Origin of the sequence: Maribacter sp. 1_MG-2023, assembly GCF_030547005.1 — a bacterium.
In the GTDB taxonomy this organism is placed as follows: domain Bacteria; phylum Bacteroidota; class Bacteroidia; order Flavobacteriales; family Flavobacteriaceae; genus Maribacter.
In genome coordinates, this window is the sequence record NZ_JAUOPN010000025.1 from 1 (window position 1) to 19,755 (window position 19,755).

Genomic DNA, 19,755 nt, shown 5'->3' on the forward strand with positions numbered 1-19,755 from the left:
AGAGAAGTCGTCCCCCTGTCGTTGGTCGTTGGTGGTGGGTCGTTGTAGGTTGTAGGTTGTTGGTTGTTGGTTGTTGGTTGTTGGTTGTTGGTTGTTGGTTGTTGGTTGTTGGTTGTTGGTTGAAATACAATTATTTGGCGAAGCCAAATACTCCAAAAAAAATCTTACACTCCTTTTCGATATATATTTGGGAGCGAAATTTTAAAACGTACTGCCAACACCCGCATGATTATAATGGTTACAATTGCCATAGAATAGGCTATGGTATTTTGTATTGGAAATTGAATTAAAAGAAAATAGACCAAGCCCCCTAAAATGCAGACAGTTGCGTAAATCTCTTTTCGGAATATTACGGGAATTTCATTACATAATATATCTCGAATTACTCCGCCAAAACAAGCCGTAATCGTACCTAAAGCAATGCACATAACAGGTAACAAATCTGCGGCTAGTCCTTTTTCGATACCCACCATAGTATATAATCCAATACCTATAGTATCAAATAGAAAGAGTGATTTTCTAACGTATTTCAATTGCTTTACAAAGATAATTGCCAACAACACGGTAATTACAATAATGAGTAGATGCATGGGTGCATTCAACCACCCTACAGGTTTAATACCAATTAATAAATCACGTAAAGTACCACCACCAACTGCTGTTACAAAGGCTATAATAAATACACCAAAAGCATCTAGTTTTTTATCCATCGCTACTAATACACCTGATATAGCAAATGCAATGGTTCCTAAAATATCAATGATGAAATAAAACATTGGTTATAGCTTTTGAGTAAAATAATTATAATCCTTTAAGACCGTATCTAAATACTGTTTATCATACAAATCTGAATTGGTTTGCAATATACTATCAACTTTATCTCTAAGCGCCTTCATCGTTTTAAAATCATTGCTTTTTTTAGCTATACTAAAGGTTTCCTTGATCAGCCTTACATCTTTATCGGTCAGAATGGTAACGTTCACAAATATAGGCACATATGTATCTTCCACTTCTTCTAAAATAGTATGAGAAACTTTAGTCTTGTTTTTTGTACTTATCACAACCGTACCTGCCGCCGCATCACCTAAACGTTGTCTTTTTTCAGAGAATAGAATGGTTAGAATACCAATAGATCCAACAAAGATCCAGATATCGACCAAACGAAGCATCCACCGAATTAAATAATTGCTCCAATTTACCGGTGATCCATCAACAGATACTACTCTCATTTTCATAATCATTTTACCTACAGTTCTACCATTGAAAATAATATGCATCAACAAACTGTAAAACATTGCCGGTAAAGAAATTAAGCCAACAATACCCCTCTGTGTCCATCCATCATTATAAATATAACCCACTGCATCGCCAATTAAATCTACCAGAATATAATAGAGGTATAATATAAATGCATCTATAAAAAATGCCACTATTCGCTCACCAATACCAACAATAGTATAATTAAGGTTCACATTTTGCGTTGTATTGATTTGAAGGTTATTCATTAAGTCTTAAATTTAACAAGGTAAAAATAGTTTATGCGCGAAGCTGCTTTTGTGAAGCAAAATAAGGAAAAATGGATAGCATTTGAAAATGCTATAAACCTTGGTGCTACCTCAAATCCAGATGAACTTGCCAATGGCTACATTCAACTTACTAATGATTTAGCCTACGCGCAAACGTATTACGCAGAAAGTAAGACTTTATTGTATTTAAACGGATTAGCTTCACAAGCTCACCAAAAAATTTATAAGAATAAAAAAGAAAGTAAAAATCGAATTCTTAGCTTTTGGGTAACTGAATTTCCACTTTTTTTCAAAAAATATCACAGCACACTTGGCATTGCATTTTTAATATTTGTTATAGCATCTGCCATTGGTTCATTATCTGCTTTGAACGATGCAACCTTTGTTCGTTTAATTTTAGGCGATGCATATGTAAACGAAACCCTTAATAATATCGCCAACGGTGATCCTGCCGCTATTTACAAAGGCGGAAGTGAAATCGGTTCATTTTTAGGTATTACGATTAATAATATTAGAGTTGCATTTCTGGCCTTTGCATTTGGTGTAATTACTAGTATTGGTACTGGTTATATTCTTTTTAGCAATGGTGTTATGCTCGGTGCCTTCATTACATTCTTTTACACCAAAGGGGTTTTCTTTGAGGCAAATAAGCAAATATGGTTACATGGTACTATTGAAATTTCAGTTATTATTATTGCGGGATGCGCTGGTTTGATTATGGGCAATAGCATTCTTTTTCCAAAAACCTATTCTAGACGCGTGTCTTTCATGAAAGGCGCCAAAGACGGACTAAAAGTTGTAGTCAGTACGATTCCGTTTTTTATCATTGCTGGTTTTATTGAAGGTTTTATTACACGGTATACCGGCATGCCCAATTGGCTGGCATTTCTAATTATTGGCGCTTCTTTATTCCTAATTATATTTTACTACATCGCATATCCTATCATACTTAACAACCAAAATGAAAGACAATTACATACCGTTACGAGTAAACCGTGATTTTGGCGGAATAGTATCCGTTTATTTCGACTTTTTTAAACAGAATATTAAAAACTTTACCAATGTTTTTATCAGCTATAATGGTATTTTTTTAATAGGACTTTTAATAACTAGCTATTTATTAGTATCTGGTTTTTTAGGCATGATTGCGCAAGAATCTAGCAATAATTCTTTTGTAGGCGGCAATGAATTTGAGCAAGACTATTATATTTATTTAGGTGTCGGCGGATTTTTATTCGTTATTATTTTCTTAGGAGTTGCCTTCTTAAACTATTCGCTTTCTACGAGCTATATGATAAAATATGTAGAAACTAGAGATGAAAATGTAGATAAAAAAGAAGTTTGGCAACTAGCCAAAAGCCAATTCGGAAATATCTTTGTATTTGTATTATTATTAATACCGATATACTTCATTTATTTTATTGCAGCCATTATTTTAAATATCATACCATTATTAGGTTTTATTGCACAGTACATTGTACAATTCGGTTTAACCGCATGGATAGGTGTTTCATTTTTTGATATGCTTCAAAAGAAAAAAGGTGTTACCGAAGCATTAGGCGAAGGTTGGAAATTAGTAACTACAAATTTCTGGAAATCTATTGGTGTTAACTTTATCTTGGGTCTCTTACTTGGTATCTTACTAATGATCGCATTAATAGTACCTGGTATTATTGTAGGTGTTTACACCTTTCATGTCGTTGAAAACAATGTAGATTACTCCCACTCTATCGTTTCTACAATAGTTTATACTATAGGTACTTGTATTGTATTAATTATTGCAGTGTACGGTCAATGTCTTTCTCAATTTGTAAATGGCTTATTATATTATGCGTTACACGAAAAAACATACAACCAAAACACTAGAGCTACTATCGAACAAATAGGTCAAAACGATTAAGTTGAAGCATACTTTTCTCCTCATATTCTTTCAGTTGTTAGCGCTATGCTCATTTGCACAGGGCACGAACGATAGTATCATAAAAATTGATTCTTCGTCTATACTGACTTTAAGAACTATTGACGATGATCTTTCTGAAAAATATACGGGCGACGAGTTTAACTACACCTTTAAAACAGGAGAATCTCAAAACCTATTGGCTAGATTTATCAATTGGGTCGGTCGAGGACTGGGCAACATCTTTGGTGTTAACATATCGCCACAGCTTTTAAAAATCATTGAATATGTCATTTACTTTTTGCTAGTAATTTTAGCAATATACCTCATCGTAAAAGTTCTCATCAATAAAAATTTCAATTCACTTTTTCAGAAAAAAGCGAAAATAATCAATGATATCAACTTAACAGAAGAGAATATTGAAGGTATTGACATCAACAATCTTCTCAGTACTGCTTTAGAACAAAAAGACTACAGACTTGCCATACGTTATCAGTTTCTGCTCACGTTACAAAAGTTGTCTAAAAGCGATATTATTGAATGGCATTTCGATAAAACAAATTCAGACTATTTCAATGAAATCGAGCAATTAGACATAAAACAAGGATTTAAGAAAGTAGCCTACCTGTACGATTATATCTGGTATGGAGAACAGACTATAGATGACATAAAATACACAAAATCGGTTTTAGATTTCGAATCGATCAACAAACAAATTCAATCATAATTTGGGTAAGCGTTCTAAAATAATACTTGGGCTTTTGATTGCGGTGCTAATTGGTATCATCGTAACCGAAATAGTACGTCCTAGACCCATAAACTGGAGACCGTCGTACACATCGGTATCTAAAATTCCGTTTGGTTGTTTTGTTCTTTATAATGAACTGCCTTCAATATTTCCGAACAGCGAAATTGAATCTGTTGAAAAGAGTATTTACGATTTGCTTATAGAGCGAGATTCTACCATAGCTTCAAACTATTTAATGATTAATGATTTTATCTATTTAGATGAACAAGAAACAAACCAGGTTTTAAATTATGTAGCCAATGGTAATCAAGTTTTTATAGCCAGTAGCAATCTTACAGGGCAATTAGCCGATACTTTGAATATTGAAATTACACAACAATATGATATACAAGAAGACTCGGTTAGAGCTTCTTTCTCCAATCAAAATTTCAAACAAGAACATTTCTATTTTGAAAGAGGAGTCGATCCTTCTTATTTCGTTAGTGTAGATACGGCAAACACGGAAATACTGGGACACATACAATTTAAACCCTCAACATTTTTAGAAAATAATACCGATGAAATTAAAGTAAAACCCAATTTTATAAAGACATCTTTTGGTGAAGGAAGTTTCATTATCAATACCTTGCCAATCGCATATACTAACTATTATGTATTTGGTGACAATAGAAATTACAGCGCTCAGAGTTTTTCGTATCTAAATGATCATATTTTATATTGGGATGACTATAAGAAATCTGGCAGAAAAGTTATAACATCACCAATGCGATTCATTTTAAATCAACCCGCTTTAAAATGGAGCTATTATTTACTTGTTGTAGGCCTACTACTTTTTGTGATTTTTAAAGCAAAAAGAGAACAGCGAATAATCCCTATTATAAAACCTTTAGAAAACTCTTCTGTAGAATTTGCAAAAACTGTTGGATCATTGTACTATCAACATAAAGATTATGCGAATTTGAACGATAAAAAAATTACCTATTTTTTAACCTATATTAGAAATAGGTACTATGTAAACACCACAGTGTTAGACGAAAGTTTCATTACTCAATTAAGTGCTAAAGCAGGAAAATCCAGAGAGGAAACAAAAACTCTAGTGGACCTCATACTTAGTCTAAAAAATAAACCTATACATACTGAACAAGACTCATTAACCCTTGTTCAGAAAATAAATACATTTAAACAATCTTATGGAAGATAATACACAAGATGAAAACAACGTAGAATTTAATTCGCGCATAGACCTAACCAAACTACAGGAGTCTGTAGCCAAAGTAAAAGCAGAATTAGGTAAAGTAATTATCGGTCAGCAAGAAATGATCGAATTATTAATTGTTTCTATTTTAGCTAATGGTCATTCTCTTATAGAAGGTGTACCAGGTGTAGCAAAAACAGTGACCGCAAAACTCTTGGCAAAAACAATGAATGTAGATTTCAGCAGAATTCAGTTTACGCCAGATTTAATGCCTAGCGATATTTTGGGTACGTCTATATTCAACGTAAAGACCTCAGAATTTGAATTCAAAAAGGGACCTATATTCTCAAATATTGTTTTAATCGATGAGATAAACCGTGCACCAGCCAAAACCCAAGCTGCTCTTTTTGAAGCCATGGCAGAACGACAAATTACTATTGATGGAAATGAATTTCAAATGCAGCCCCCGTTTTTAGTGTTTGCCACTCAAAACCCAATTGAACAAGAAGGAACGTATAGATTGCCCGAAGCTCAATTGGATCGTTTTCTTTTTAAAATAAATGTACATTACCCTACTTTAGAAGAAGAAATACAAATTTTAGAAAACAAGCATCAACAGAAAAATATTAATGTAGAAGCATTGATTGATTCTGTTCTTTCTGCAGAACAAATTGCAGCGTATCAATTAGTGATAAAAGACATCATCGTCGAAGATAATTTACTAAAGTACATTGCTGCCATTGTGAACAATACAAGAACTAATGCCAATTTATATTTAGGAGCTTCTCCAAGAGCCTCTATAGCCATACTAGATGCGTCTAAAGCCGTTGCTGCTATAAATGGTAGAGATTTTATAACCCCAGATGATATCAAGAAGGTAGTAGGTCCTATTTTAGGTCATAGAATTATATTAACACCTGAACGAGAAATGGAAGGCTACACCGCAGAAAAAATGATTAGCGACCTTATTCAAACTATCGAAATTCCTAGATAAATAATCGTGAAAAAGGTTTTCAAAAATATATTTCTTCAAAAAAGATTCTTCCTAGTATTAACGGGTATTATCTTGTGCTTTCTAGTTTCCTATATTTTTGAGAATATATCATTTATTGCCCAACTACTTTTCTATCTGTTTTTAGTGCTAATAATAGTAGATATTATTCTTCTGTTTTTATCAAAAGGAAACATAGTTGCCGACAGAATAGTACCTGATAAACTTTCTAATGGCGATGAAAATAATATCAAAATACAAGTTACCAATCAATACTTATTTTCAAGCCGAGTAAACATAATAGACGAACTTCCTTTCCAATTTCAGAAACGTGACTTTAATTTTCGGAATATTGTAAAATCCGGAGAACAAAAATTCTATACGTACAATGTAAGACCTGTTGAACGCGGAGTTTATAGTTTCGGGAATTTAAATGTATTCGCTACTTCCCCTATCGGATTTCTAGCTAAAAAATATACATACGACCAAGATAAGGAGGTACCTGTGTATCCGTCATTTTTACAACTTCGTAAATATGAGCTTTTAGCTTTTAGTAATAGATTACTTGAATTCGGAATTAAAAAAATTCGCCGCATCGGTCATACGATGGAGTTCGAGCAAATAAAAGATTACATACAAGGCGATGATATTCGTAATATAAATTGGAAGGCGACAGCTAAAAGAGGTCAGTTGATGGTCAACCAATTTCAAGATGAAAAGTCACAACCTATTTATTCTATCATCGACAAAGGCAGGGTAATGAAAATGCCATTTAACTCACTTAGCTTGCTCGATTATGCAATTAACGCAACATTGATTATAAGCAGTATTGCCCTTAAAAAAAATGATAAAGCTGGTATGTTCGCTTTTAGTAATAAGATAGAGAACAGGGTAGTTGCAGAACGTAGAAGCTCTCAAATGAACCTTATTCTTGAAACGCTTTATAACCTAAACACTAATTTTGTTGAGAGTGATTTTAGCAGACTATATATTGATGTAAAAAGAAATATACCACAACGAAGTCTGTTACTACTGTATACAAATTTTGAAACTTTAGACGCATTACATCGCCAACTACCCTATTTGCAAGCGATAGCTAAACAACATTTATTGGTCGTTATTTTCTTTGAGAATACAGAGCTCGTTGCATACGCTAAAGAAACCCCAAATAATACTCTTGAAATTTACGAGCAAGCTATTGCCGAGAAATTCATCTACGAGAAACAATTGGTAGTCAATGAACTTAGAAAGTATGGCATACAGACTATTTTAACCAAACCAGAAGATTTGACTATTAATACCATTAACAAGTACTTAGAAATAAAAGCGAAAGGACTTCTGTAATTTATCGCAGAAGATATGCTGCCTGCAGTTCTGAGGTTATATCGCCCGTTCCATTTTCTACGAACGAGGGCAGTTGAATCTCATATTGGCTATCTAATTGAGCAACTAAACAACCACAGCTTTTACCTCTTCTATTACCTCCTCGGCCGTTTCCTCCGTTGCCCATAAATACCTCTAAAGCCAACGCAGATATAACACCACCCAAAGTCGTAAATACTACATCTCTAGTTTCCCAGGTGCCTCCTCTAGAAGAATCATAAATTGCTTCTTTAGCTAAACCTGCGGCAAACGCACTACCAACAGCTCCAGCCCATCGCCAACCTGTATTTCCATCAGAAAGCTTATGAGCGGCATATCCGCCGACTCCCCCTATAATTATGCCTGCTCCTAAATGTTTAGCGGCATCTGCACTATCTTGAGCATAAGAATTAATGAATGTAAACATCAAAAATAGACATATAATAGATTTCATATTACTGGGAGATTTTTTTGAATAACGTAAATAACCGAAAAAAAGTATATTAACAAGTAAAGCTAATTAGTCCTAATTTCACTCAATTAAAACCTAATAAGTTTTAATTTATTGGTGTAATATTTTACCTAAAATTACGACCTATATGACATTATAAAAACATAAAAAATGAAAACTATTCTACATAAATCTGATACAAGAGGTCATGCTGACCATGGTTGGCTAAATTCTTACCATAGCTTTAGTTTTGGGAATTATCACAATGCCGAACGAATGAATTTCGGTGTATTGAGAGTGCTTAATGACGATACCGTTGCTGGTGGTCGCGGCTTTGGAACTCATCCTCATAGAAATATGGAAATCATATCAATTCCGTTAGAAGGTGATCTTCAACATATGGACGATATGGGAAACTCAACAGTTATTAAAGCTGGTGATGTTCAAGTTATGAGTGCAGGTACTGGTGTTTCACATAGCGAGCACAACAAAAATAAAGACGCAGAGGTTAAGTTCTTACAGATATGGATTATTCCGAACGAGCAAAGTGTTGCTCCACGTTACGACCAAATCTCGATAAAAGATATTGCAACGAAAAATAGCTTATTTCAAGTACTTTCTCCTAACGCAGATGATGCCGGAGTATGGATTCACCAAAATGCATGGTTTCATCTTGGAGATTACGACTCTGAAACAACTGAGTTATATACTTTAAAACAAAAAGGTAACGGAGTTTTTATTTTTGTTCTTGACGGAGAAATTGAAATTGAAAACCAAAAATTAAGCAAACGTGACGGATTTGGACTTTGGGATACAGATACTTTTAATTTTAAAACCTATGATAAATCGAAAATACTAATCATGGAAGTTCCTATGAGTGTTTAATAGTATTTAAAAGAAAAACGAGTAACAAAAAACACCATTTAAAGGTGTTTTTTATGGTTTTAACCACCTCTACTTTCTTATATTTAATTAAAATATGATGTGATTAATACCTTCCTCAATTATTCATATTTTTTAAATCAGATTTAACTAAAATTATAGAATAATTGATTCTTTATTGAGTTTCTACATATACATAGAACTCACCTTTGTAAATTAAAAACGTCATTTTAAACTAAAATAAATAGTTTGCCAAAACTTAATACGACCTCAAAAAACAAAAGTCAGAAAAGCAGAAACTTTTTAGACGAATTCGGTCTAATAACCATCGTGTCAAGTATTTTCACTTTTGCGGTGTTTATATATACACTAATATTTCATTCATATACTGTGCAGATTTTAGCAGGTATTGTCGCTATTGGTTTCGGAATCGGGTTGTTATTAAATCGCTTAAAACTTCACCATGCAACTAGAATTTACATGACATTGTTCCCGCCGGTGATGTTCATGACCTTAATATTCTTGATTGGAGGTTTTTTTGGTCAAGCAGTTGCCTTTGCCACAATGGGCTTCTTGGCTTATATAGGTTATCGTAGAAACCCTAAATTAAGAAACCTAATTATTGGTTTTGATATACTAGCATTTATAATACCTACTATTTACATTTCAATATACGAACCTATTTTAGGTACTATAGATGTTCCGTACGATGAAATTTTTGCATTTTTAGCTTGCCTAGGCTGGCTTTCTCTAACATTTAGTATGTATGACGAAAATAAAACAAGAACCTATACTTCTGAATTAGAGAATCATAATACTGCTTTAAAAGAAAGTGAACTTAATCTTAAAAAAGCCCAAAGCGACCTAAGAAATCAAAATAATAAATTAGCCGTTTTAAACAATGAACTTGAATTAAAAAACACACATATTGAAGAATTCACCTTTATTGTGACCCACGATTTAAGAGGACCTCTAAACAATATAAAGGTCATTGCGGCAGAATTAGAAAAACAACATTCCGTAACTAATTACTCTAATTTCAATAATTATTTAAAACATTTACAAGGTAGCTCGACTAGGCTTTCAAATTTAGTAGAGGGTCTTTTGAAATATGCTGAAATTGGGAATTCTAGCGGAATGGAGTCCGTAAATATTCTAGAAGTCATACAATTAGTTATTGATGATTTATCAGAAAGTATCAAAGAAGCTAAAGCAACATTAAATGTTGGCGAGATGCCTATATTGATTGCCAGACCTAACGATATTAGAATGCTTTTTCAAAATTTAGTTCACAATGCACTAAAATTTAAAACTAATAATGGTCAGCCGGTTATAAATATCACCTCAGAAAAAAAGGAAAATGAATATTTGTTTATCGTCTCAGATAACGGCATTGGAATACCAAAAGAACATCAAGAAAATATATTTAAAGCTTTTCATAAACTTCATAATCAATCTAAATTCGAAGGATCTGGTATCGGACTCTATGGAAGCAAAAAAATAGTAGACCACCACTTAGGTAAAATATGGGTCGAGTCTGAAGAAAATGTAGGTAGCACCTTTTATTTTACCATCAACACAAATTCTTTAGAAGAGAACGAAATAAAAGAACATCCAATTAGCATTAACTAAAGCAAGCTTATAAAATTTACCTTTAATCTACACTTACTATTCTTAAGAAATAGTTATTTTCAACTACAAATAATTTAAATTAATTATTATGGATTCAAACTATATAAAAGTATTCGGTGGCAATAGCATAGAAGCGCAGCGCGTAGTACTTGTATTAAAAGAAAATAACATTGAACCTATTCTTAAAGACGAAACCGAATCTGCACGCCTGGCAGGTTTTGGAACTCCTTTACCTGAGTTGGTCGAAATCTTTGTTAATAAAGATGAAGAAGTAAGAGCTTTGGCTATTATTACTGAAATCAACTGAAATCAATACAAAAAAGCCTCCATTTCTGGAGGCTTTTTTGTATTCAAATTTCTCAAAACTACCCTTTGCTCAAAGGTGTAATTTCTAGCTTTCTAAATTCTATCGGTCCATGATCGCCTTGTATCATAATTGGACCGGCTTCAGCTTCATTATTATCTAAAGCACCACCGGTCATTGCCTCAATATTCTGATTTGATATTACAGTTTTTCCATTAGCTACAATAGTAACTCTTCTACCAATTAAGGTAATATCATACGTTTGCCACTCCCCTGCTTTCATAGCTGCATTTTCATTTGGTGTAAGTAAACCATAGATTCCTCCAAAATGAATAGACGAAGGCTCTAACCCTATATTATCAGCAATCTGTACTTCGTAACGCCCTCTTAAATACATACCACTATTACTACCCTCTGGGTATCTAAATTCTGCATGTAATTTATAATCGTTAAATTTTTCTTCAGATATTAAATTCACCCCAGGCTTTGCACTTGTAAGTATACCATCTAAAACAGCCCATTGATTGCCAGGCTTCATCTCCCATCCATTTAAATTCTTACCATTAAATAGTTTAACCGTCTTACCTTCTTTCGCATTTTCATAATACGGAAGTTTTGGTGATTTTGTCGCAGTCCAATTATAGGTTTTTCCATCTACATAAATCATGGTTCCGGCTAATCCCTCTCCTACAATTTTTCCTTCAAATTCCATATTGGCAGCACCTGGCTCCCACTGTGGCGGAATTTCAAAAGAAAACAATTCACCATGCTTTTCTATTTCTGCAACTGGTCTTGCGCTACCAAAAGCATAGGTAAATCTACCAATTAACGTATTGGTACCCGAGTGTCTAATTTCTAACCAAGATGGTAATTTTTCTCCTTCTTGATCAATAGTTAAATTCCATTTTCCTTCTAAAAGATGTCCTTCTTGCGCTTGAACCACATTTGAGCCAAAAGCTACAAGAAAAAGAAAAATTAATGTTGTTTTAATAATATTCATAAAATTACAAGTTTAATAAGTAATCAAATATAACAGAACTTTTAAATACACTTTCTTAACATTGAATTAAAAGATGTTCAATTCCAAATTGATAAAACTATACCATATATGGTTAATAATTTAACCATACCTCAACTTCTTAATTGATTATCTTCATTATTCGCTACATTTAAGTTTCAATTCAATCAAACAACAATGACATTCTTTAAAAAATCCCTTTTGGGAATTGCATCCCTATTATTCCTATCTGTTTCATGCATAAATAAAAAGCCAGTTGAAATTCCTATAACTATTCAACAAGACAGTACAGACTTAATTAAAATGGCCAAAATCGCCAGAGAGACGGTACCTGCAAAAGTTGCTGACGGACTTGTATTAAGTTTATGGGCATCAGATTCTTTGGCGCCCGATCCCATTGCAATGGATATTGATGATGATGGCAATGTATACATTACCCGATCTAACAGAAACAAAAACTCTGAATTTGACATTCGTGGTCATAGAGATTGGATGACCGAATCTATTGCGTTAGAATCTGTTGAAGATAGAAGAGCTTTTCTACACAAAACCTTTGCACCTGAGCTTAGTAAAGAAAATGAATGGTTTCCTGATTTAAATAACGATAGCATTCACGATTGGCATGACCTTGCGGTTGAACAAGATGAAATTTGGATGTTAGAAGATACCGATAAAGATGGCATAGCCGATGTTTCTACTCAAATCATGAACGATTTTAGTGATGAAATAAATGATGTAGCGGGTGCACTTTTAGTTAGAGATGAAGATGTTTTTGTTGGTATTGGTCCGGGTATGTATCGACTAACAGATACAAACGGTGACAAAATTTTAGATGAAAAAACGAGTATCGCTGATGGTTTTGCTGTACATATTGGTTTTAGCGGTCATGGTATGTCTGGCGCAATCGAAGGTCCTGATGGTAAAATCTATTGGGGAATTGGTGATATAGGTGCCAATATTACCACAATAGCTGGTGAAAATCATAAATACGCAAATGAAGGTATTATTGTTAGAAGTAATCCTGATGGTTCTGATTTTGAAGTTTTCGCACACGGACTCCGTAATACCCACGAATTTGTTTTTGATGCCTACGGAAATATTATTTCTTCAGATAATGACGGTGACCATAAAGGTGAAAGTGAACGTTTGGTGCATATTGTAGAAGGATCTGATGCCGGATGGAGAGCAAATTGGCAATATGGAAAATATACCGACCCTAAGAACAATGGCTATAATGTATGGATGGATGAAAAACTATTCACTCCCCGTTGGGAAGGTCAGGCTGCATATATTATGCCTCCAATTCAAAATTTTCATAACGGACCAACCGGTATGCAATATAACCCCGGTACCGCCCTTGGTAAAAAATGGATGGATAAATTCTTTTTGGTAGAATTCGTAGGCGACCCTAGTAGATCACATATTTGGTCGTTCGATTTAAAGCCAAAAGGTGCTTCTTTTGAACTTAATTCAGATGAATCTATATTATCGGGTATATTACCTACAGGAATAGATTTCGGACCTGATGGTGCACTATATCTCGCCGATTGGGTCAATGGTTGGGGAGCTAAAAATTATGGTAGAGTATGGAAATTAGACGTTAGCGAAGAAACCAATGATCTTGCTCAAGAACGTTTGAAAACCCAACAATTAATGACCCATAATTATGAGGATGAAAAGACTGATAGTTTGGTTAGTTTGTTATCATACGGCGATATGAGAATTCGCCAAAAAGCACAGTTTGAACTCGCCAAAAGAACCTTTTGGGGCTACAGGGCTTTAGAAAAAGCCATAACAGATGAAGAAAACCAATTTGCGCGCATTCACGCCATTTGGGGTATTGGCCAAATAGCTGCAAATGATACAGATGAAGCTAAACCATTACTTAATCTATTAAGTGATAGTGATCCAGAAATTGTAGCGCAAAGCGCAAAGGTTTTGGGGGACTTAAAATATGAAAAAGCAGCCGACAGTCTTATTTCGCTAACTACTCACAAAAATGACCGAGTTAAATTCTTTGCCGCTCAAGCATTGGGCAGATTAAAATACGAAGATGCCATAGCTCCCCTTTTAGCAATGATCGAAGCCAACAACGATCAAGACCTTTACTTGAGACATGCCGCGGTATTAGCACTATCAAGAATCGGTAATACTGAACCTTTGTTAGCACTTGCCAATAGCGAAAACAAAAGTTTACGTATTGCCGCAGTTTTGGTATTAAGAAAACTACAAGAGCCTAAAATTTCTATATTTCTTTCTGATGAAGACGAATATATTGTAACAGAAACTGCTCGTGCTATAAATGATGACCTTTCTATCGAAGCAGCTTTACCGGCATTGGCTTCGATACTGACAAAAGAAAAATTCAAATCTGAACCTTTGTTACGTAGAGCAATTAATGCTGCATTACGTGTTGGTGGCGATGACCAATTAGATATGCTCATTAATTTTGCCAAACGTAGAAATGTGTCTAGCGATTTACGTGGCGAAGCACTTGCTGCTTTGGGTACTTGGAACAATCCTTCTCTTTTAGACCGTGTAGATGGCAGATACAGAGGTGAAATCATTAAAGAAAACAGTCAGTTAGAAGAAAAAATCAATAAAGATATACCGTCTTTTCTTAAAGAACGTCAGCCAGAAATCTTAATCGGTATTTCAAAAACTTTGAGCGCTATTGGTATGAACTCTTACAATAATGAATTGTATTATATATTTAAATCTAATAAATCTCCTGAAGTGAGATCCGCTGTACTTAACGCCTTAGGTCAATTGAATTTTGATAAAATGGAAGCTGCCATGTCTATTGGTATGCGAGATAAAAATGAAGAAGTGCGTACTGCTGCTGTAGGTTTATTGGGTCAATTGAATTTACCTAAAGAGAAATTACCCGCTATTATTGATCCTATTTTCAAGAAAGGCTCTGTTTCTGAACAACAAAGAGTGCTAGGTGTTTTAGGTGAATTACCTGTTGAAAAAAGTAATGCTATTTTAGCTAGCTTAATTGACAAAGCCAGTAAAGACCAATTAAAACAAGGTATCTTTTTAGATTTAATAGAGTCCGTAAAAGCAACTGAAAATACCGCTCTAATTGCTAAACTAGATAAACTTAAAAAATCTGGCTACTCTGCTGATTCTTTTCAAGAAACCCTTTATGGTGGTAAATGGTGGACTGGCAGATCTGTTTTCAACAACAACCCAACAGCACAGTGTGTTCGTTGTCATGCAGTAAATGGCTCAGGCGGTGAAGTGGGACCGGCTTTAGACAACATCGGTAATATCTTAAGTAGAGAACAATTGCTAGAGGCATTGATAGAACCTAGTTTAAGATTGGCACCTGGTTATGGAACTGTGACTATTACATTAAAAGACGGACAAAAAGTGCAAGGTGTTCTAATTGAAGAAAACAATGACCATTTATTATTAAGAACATCTGAAGCCGAGCCCTTAGAAATTCCTTTAAAAAGAATTGCGAGAAGAGAAAACTCAATGTCTGCTATGCCAGCAATGGGTCGTATGATTTCTAGAAGAGAACTTCGAGATCTTGTTGAATACCTTTCGACTTTAAAAGGGTAATAAAATAGTAAATGAATTATAGAGGTTTATATCATAAAGAGGAAAGTTCTGCTTTCCTCTCTTGAAACTCACTCATCAGCTCCTTAATAATTTCACCAGCCGGTTTTATGTTATGTATCAAAGCAGACACTTGACCTATTTCTAGTTCGCCATCTTCTAAATCACCTAAGAGCATGCCTTTTTTGGCACGACCTCTGCCTAAGAGCGTTTTCAATTCTTCTGTAGTTGCTCCGTCAGCATATGCTTTTTGGACTTCGTTATAGAATTTGTTTTTCACTAAACGAACGGGTGCCAGTTCTTTTAATGTCAAATGGGTATCACCCTCTTTGGCATTAACTACCACTTCTTTAAAGCTAATATGATTTGATGCTTCTTCACTGGCTACAAATCGACTACCTACTTGAACTCCGTCAGCACCTAAAACCATGGCAGCCAACATTGCGCTACCAGTTGCTATGCCTCCCGCTGCAATTAAAGGAATAGTTATTTTTTCTTTCACTGCCGGTATCAACACTAAAGTTGTTGTTTCATCACGCCCATTATGGCCGCCTGCTTCAAAACCTTCTGCAACAATAGCATCTACTCCGGCTTCCTGTGCTTTCAATGCGAACTTTAAGCTACTCACTACATGTACAACAGTAATTCCTTTTTCTTTTAAGATGGATGTCCATGTTTTCGGATTCCCTGCAGATGTGAATACAATTTTTACATCCTCCTCAATTATAATATCCATCAACTTATCAATATCAGGATACAACATAGGTACATTAACTGCGAAAGGTTTCGAAGTCGCCTTCTTGCATTTCTGAATATGCTCTCTTAACACATCAGGATACATACTTCCGGAACCAATAACACCCAAGCCTCCACTGTTAGAAACAGCACTGGCTAATCGCCATCCGCTGGTCCAAATCATTCCTCCTTGAATAATAGGAAATTCTATCTTAAAAAGTTCGGTTATTCTATTTTCCATGAATGAAGTAATTTACCACGGGGTAATCTCCCAAGGCTTTGTGTTGAAAATTCAGTTTAGAATTCGACGCAAGCATCGAAAGACTTAAATCTCGATTATCGAGTAAAAAATTACATTTTAAAGATACTAATATGGGCTTTAAAATGTAATGCTCTAGTTAAGAAATAACTCCCGACCCTATAAGGTCATCTTCAATATACCATGCTACAAATTGACCTTCGGTAATAGCCGATTGCATTTCTTTGAAATCAACATACATACCACCTTCTACTTTATAAATAGTAGCTTCTTGCAGTTCTTGACGGTATCTAATACGTGCTTTTACTGCTAATTTATCATCAATCTTCAAAGCCAAATCTGTACGTACCCAATGTATTTCTTCGTCTTTTACAAATAACGTTCTTCTATACAAACCAGGGTGTGCTTTACCTTGACCCGTATAAATAATATTTTCGTTAACATCTGTATCTATAACAAATAACGGTTCTTTTGTACCACCTACATGCAGTCCCTTGCGCTGCCCTTTTGTAAAGTAATGCGCACCTTGGTGTTCACCAACAATTTTACCATCTGTTAAATGATAGACCGGTTTTTCTGCATAAAATTCTAACTCAGCGTTTTTATCTGAAAACGAAGGTATAGCTCTTTCGTAGCCCTCAAAAGCTGCAGGAACCTCAACAATTTTACCCGTTTTAGGTTTTAGTTGTTGTTGTAAAAACTCTGGTAATCTAACCTTACCAATAAAACATAAACCTTGTGAGTCCTTTTTATCTGCCGTAATCAAATCCATTTTTTTAGCAATTTCCCTCACTTCAGGCTTGGTCAACTCCCCTATCGGGAATAAAGTTTTTGATAATTGCTCTTGTGATAACTGGCATAAGAAATAAGATTGGTCTTTATTACTATCTTTTCCGACCAATAATTGATATGTCTCAGAACCATCACTATTCTTTAAAGTTCCTTTTCTACAATAATGACCTGTGGCTACATAGTCGGCACCCAACTGCATGGCAATTTTCATAAAGACATCAAACTTGATTTCCCTATTACAAAGCACATCAGGATTTGGAGTACGTCCCATTTCATATTCCCTAAACATATAATCTACTATACGCTCTTTATACTCCGCACTTAAATCAACTGTTTGAAACGGAATACCCAGTTTCTCAGCTACAATTAATGCATCGTTGCTATCTTCTAACCACGGACACTCTTCTGATATCGTTACCGAATCATCATGCCAATTCTTCATAAACAAGCCTATAACATCATAACCTTGTTCTTTTAAAAGGTATGCTGCAACGCTTGAATCTACTCCTCCAGAAAGTCCTATTACTACTTTTTTCATCTCTTCTTCTTGGTCGGTACAAAATTACAAAATTTCAATTCAGAAATACTTTTTATTACAAGCCACTTGTTTCTTCAAAAAAAAACAAAATTCATTACTCAAAAGCTTTCAAAAAGTTAAAAATGAATCATTAATTACTCAATAAATGTTAAACTTTTACAAAAAAATATTAAACAAAATATAAACAAAATTTTAGATTAACCCTTTCATTATCTATAATTATCAGCTGTTTTATAAAAAAAACCTAATAAAAATGAGTAATACCTACCATATCTTCATTTTTTATGTATTATTATTTTGTTTATCTTAGTTTTATAATAATTCAACAAAAAAAATATAAAATGAAAAATCTAAGTAAAATTTTAAAATCTACAGCTATAACAATACTGCTGGTTTTTGTTGCTTCTTGTAGCGATGATGACAATGACGCTTCACCAATACTTCCTACTGAACAAAATATTGTAGAAATTGCACTTGCAACACCAGAATTATCTGCCTTGGTTACCGCGCTTCAAGCAGCCGATGGTAATTTAGTTGACGTTTTAAGTGGTGATGGTCCATTTACTGTTTTAGCCCCTACAAATGCAGCATTTACTACTTTTTTAACAGCCAACGGTTTTAATTCAGTAGATGATGTTCCTACCGATGTGCTTTCTCAAATATTATTAAACCATGTAATCTCAGCTGATCTTTCAGCTTCTGATTTAACTGGTTTAGGATCAGGATATACTAGCACGAATGCCAGTGGTATCGATGAAAATAATATTAGCATATATTTCAATACCGCTAATGGTGTTAGATTCAACAATGTTTCTGCAGTTGCAACTGCTGACATCGATGCCTCAAATGGAACGATTCATATTGTTGACGCAGTAATACCAGTACCAACTGTAGCTTCACATGCTGCGGCAAATGAAAATTTTAGTAGCTTAGTAGCTGCTTTAGGTGCTTCTGATATTGATTTAGTAGGCTTACTTTCATCTGAAGGACCTTACACTGTATTAGCACCAAACAATGATGCATTTACTACATTTTTAGATGGTAGTGACTTAGGCGGAATAAATACAGAGGTTTTAACGCAGGTTCTTTTAAATCATGTTTTAAGTAAAACAATTTTATCTACAGACTTAACAGCTGCCGAATCAGGTTACGATAATACAAACGCTACAGGAGCAGGAATGAACTCAATGAGTATCTACTTCAATACTAGCGACGGTGTGATTTTCAACGGTATTTCTGAAGTTACAACAGCTGATATCGTTGGCAGTAATGGAATCATTCATGCAGTCGACACTGTAATCGATTTGCCTACTGTTGTCACTTTTGCAGCTGCCAACCCTAGTTTTTCTACTTTAGTAGAAGCATTGACCACCTTAACCCCATCAACAGATTTTGTGAGTGTACTTTCTAGAACAGAAGGAGATAACTTAGATGGCTTCAACCCTGACTTTACTGTATTTGCACCAACAAATGACGCATTCGATGCCTTAGAAGAAATTCCTGGTGAAGTTGTTCTAACTCAAGTATTACTACATCACGTTGTTGGAGAAGCTAATGTGACCTCATCAGACCTAACAAATCCGGGCGACACAACTGCAGCCACTTTACAAGGTCAAAACATTACTGTTAGCTTACCTGGCACAGAAGATAATATCGCTGATGTTACCGATGGTTCTGGTGCAACTGATATAGGAATTATCGCTGTTGATGTTCAGGCTAATAATGGTGTTATTCATGTTTTAAATAAAGTAATGATTCCAAATTTGAATTAATTATTTTTTAATATAACAATTTTAAAAAGCCGCAATCTGCGGCTTTTTTTTATTTACGTAAGAAACACCTTTCTATATTTTAT

Annotated in this window: 17 protein-coding genes; 11 read left to right on the forward strand and 6 right to left on the reverse strand. The window is 34.5% G+C overall.

Features of this window, described 5'->3' with window-relative positions:
- Positions 1-164: 164 nt before the first annotated feature.
- A complete protein-coding gene (locus Q4500_RS18095) occupies positions 165-776 on the reverse strand; it encodes a trimeric intracellular cation channel family protein (RefSeq protein ID WP_303600977.1) in 612 nt (203 codons plus the stop codon).
- A 3-nt stretch (positions 777-779) separates the two neighbouring features.
- Positions 780-1,505 carry an RDD family protein gene (locus Q4500_RS18100; protein ID WP_303600978.1) on the reverse strand — a complete coding sequence of 242 codons (726 nt, stop codon included), beginning with the start codon at positions 1,503-1,505 and terminating at the stop codon, positions 780-782.
- Between the two features lie 33 nt (positions 1,506-1,538).
- Between Q4500_RS18100 and Q4500_RS18105 the strand changes: the two genes are divergently transcribed.
- From Q4500_RS18105 to Q4500_RS18130, 6 genes are read left to right on the forward strand one after another with little or no spacing between them, the layout of a single operon-like run.
- Complete coding sequence (locus Q4500_RS18105; RefSeq protein WP_303600979.1) at positions 1,539-2,525, forward strand: stage II sporulation protein M; 987 nt, start codon at positions 1,539-1,541, stop codon at positions 2,523-2,525.
- Positions 2,488-3,426, forward strand: a complete 939-nt coding sequence (locus Q4500_RS18110; RefSeq protein ID WP_303600980.1) for a hypothetical protein — start codon at positions 2,488-2,490, stop codon at positions 3,424-3,426. Before Q4500_RS18105 ends, Q4500_RS18110 begins: the two co-directional genes overlap by 38 nt.
- A 1-nt stretch (position 3,427) precedes the next feature.
- Positions 3,428-4,150: a hypothetical protein gene (locus tag Q4500_RS18115; RefSeq protein ID WP_303600981.1), complete on the forward strand. Its 723-nt coding sequence runs from the start codon at positions 3,428-3,430 to the stop codon at positions 4,148-4,150.
- A 1-nt stretch (position 4,151) separates the two neighbouring features.
- Positions 4,152-5,372, forward strand: coding sequence for a DUF4350 domain-containing protein (locus tag Q4500_RS18120; RefSeq protein ID WP_303600982.1), 1,221 nt, complete (start codon positions 4,152-4,154; stop codon positions 5,370-5,372).
- Positions 5,362-6,360 (forward strand): MoxR family ATPase, encoded by a 999-nt coding sequence (locus Q4500_RS18125; RefSeq protein ID WP_303600983.1) that lies wholly within the window; start codon positions 5,362-5,364, stop codon positions 6,358-6,360. Before Q4500_RS18120 ends, Q4500_RS18125 begins: the two co-directional genes overlap by 11 nt.
- Before the next feature lie 6 nt (positions 6,361-6,366).
- Positions 6,367-7,701, forward strand: coding sequence for a DUF58 domain-containing protein (locus Q4500_RS18130; protein ID WP_303600984.1), 1,335 nt, complete (start codon positions 6,367-6,369; stop codon positions 7,699-7,701).
- Position 7,702: 1 nt separating this feature from the next.
- Here Q4500_RS18130 and Q4500_RS18135 read toward each other — a convergent pair whose 3' ends face one another.
- Complete coding sequence (locus tag Q4500_RS18135) at positions 7,703-8,146, reverse strand: hypothetical protein (protein WP_303600985.1); 444 nt, start codon at positions 8,144-8,146, stop codon at positions 7,703-7,705.
- A 195-nt stretch (positions 8,147-8,341) separates the two neighbouring features.
- Here Q4500_RS18135 and Q4500_RS18140 point away from each other — a divergent pair, with 195 nt between their 5' ends.
- The 3 genes from Q4500_RS18140 (at position 8,342) to Q4500_RS18150 (ending at position 10,991) form a co-directional block, all read left to right on the forward strand.
- Positions 8,342-9,055, forward strand: a complete 714-nt coding sequence (locus tag Q4500_RS18140) for a pirin family protein (protein WP_303600986.1) — start codon at positions 8,342-8,344, stop codon at positions 9,053-9,055.
- 246 nt (positions 9,056-9,301) lie between these two features.
- On the forward strand, positions 9,302-10,684 hold the full coding sequence (locus tag Q4500_RS18145) for an ATP-binding protein (protein WP_303600987.1): 1,383 nt from the start codon (positions 9,302-9,304) through the stop codon (positions 10,682-10,684).
- 88 nt (positions 10,685-10,772) lie between these two features.
- Complete coding sequence (locus tag Q4500_RS18150) at positions 10,773-10,991, forward strand: DUF2007 domain-containing protein (RefSeq protein WP_303600988.1); 219 nt, start codon at positions 10,773-10,775, stop codon at positions 10,989-10,991.
- A 58-nt stretch (positions 10,992-11,049) separates the two neighbouring features.
- Here Q4500_RS18150 and Q4500_RS18155 read toward each other — a convergent pair whose 3' ends face one another.
- A complete protein-coding gene (locus tag Q4500_RS18155; protein ID WP_303600989.1) occupies positions 11,050-11,988 on the reverse strand; it encodes a DUF1080 domain-containing protein in 939 nt (312 codons plus the stop codon).
- A gap of 219 nt (positions 11,989-12,207) precedes the next feature.
- Between Q4500_RS18155 and Q4500_RS18160 the strand changes: the two genes are divergently transcribed.
- On the forward strand, positions 12,208-15,579 hold the full coding sequence (locus tag Q4500_RS18160) for a HEAT repeat domain-containing protein (RefSeq protein ID WP_303600990.1): 3,372 nt from the start codon (positions 12,208-12,210) through the stop codon (positions 15,577-15,579).
- Between the two features lie 31 nt (positions 15,580-15,610).
- Here Q4500_RS18160 and Q4500_RS18165 read toward each other — a convergent pair whose 3' ends face one another.
- On the reverse strand, positions 15,611-16,552 hold the full coding sequence (locus tag Q4500_RS18165; protein ID WP_303600991.1) for a nitronate monooxygenase family protein: 942 nt from the start codon (positions 16,550-16,552) through the stop codon (positions 15,611-15,613).
- A 157-nt stretch (positions 16,553-16,709) separates the two neighbouring features.
- Positions 16,710-17,900 carry a tRNA 2-thiouridine(34) synthase MnmA gene (gene mnmA, locus Q4500_RS18170; RefSeq protein ID WP_303600992.1) on the reverse strand — a complete coding sequence of 397 codons (1,191 nt, stop codon included), beginning with the start codon at positions 17,898-17,900 and terminating at the stop codon, positions 16,710-16,712.
- Between the two features lie 341 nt (positions 17,901-18,241).
- Between mnmA and Q4500_RS18175 the strand changes: the two genes are divergently transcribed.
- Positions 18,242-19,672: a fasciclin domain-containing protein gene (locus Q4500_RS18175; RefSeq protein WP_303600993.1), complete on the forward strand. Its 1,431-nt coding sequence runs from the start codon at positions 18,242-18,244 to the stop codon at positions 19,670-19,672.
- Positions 19,673-19,755 lie beyond the last annotated feature (83 nt).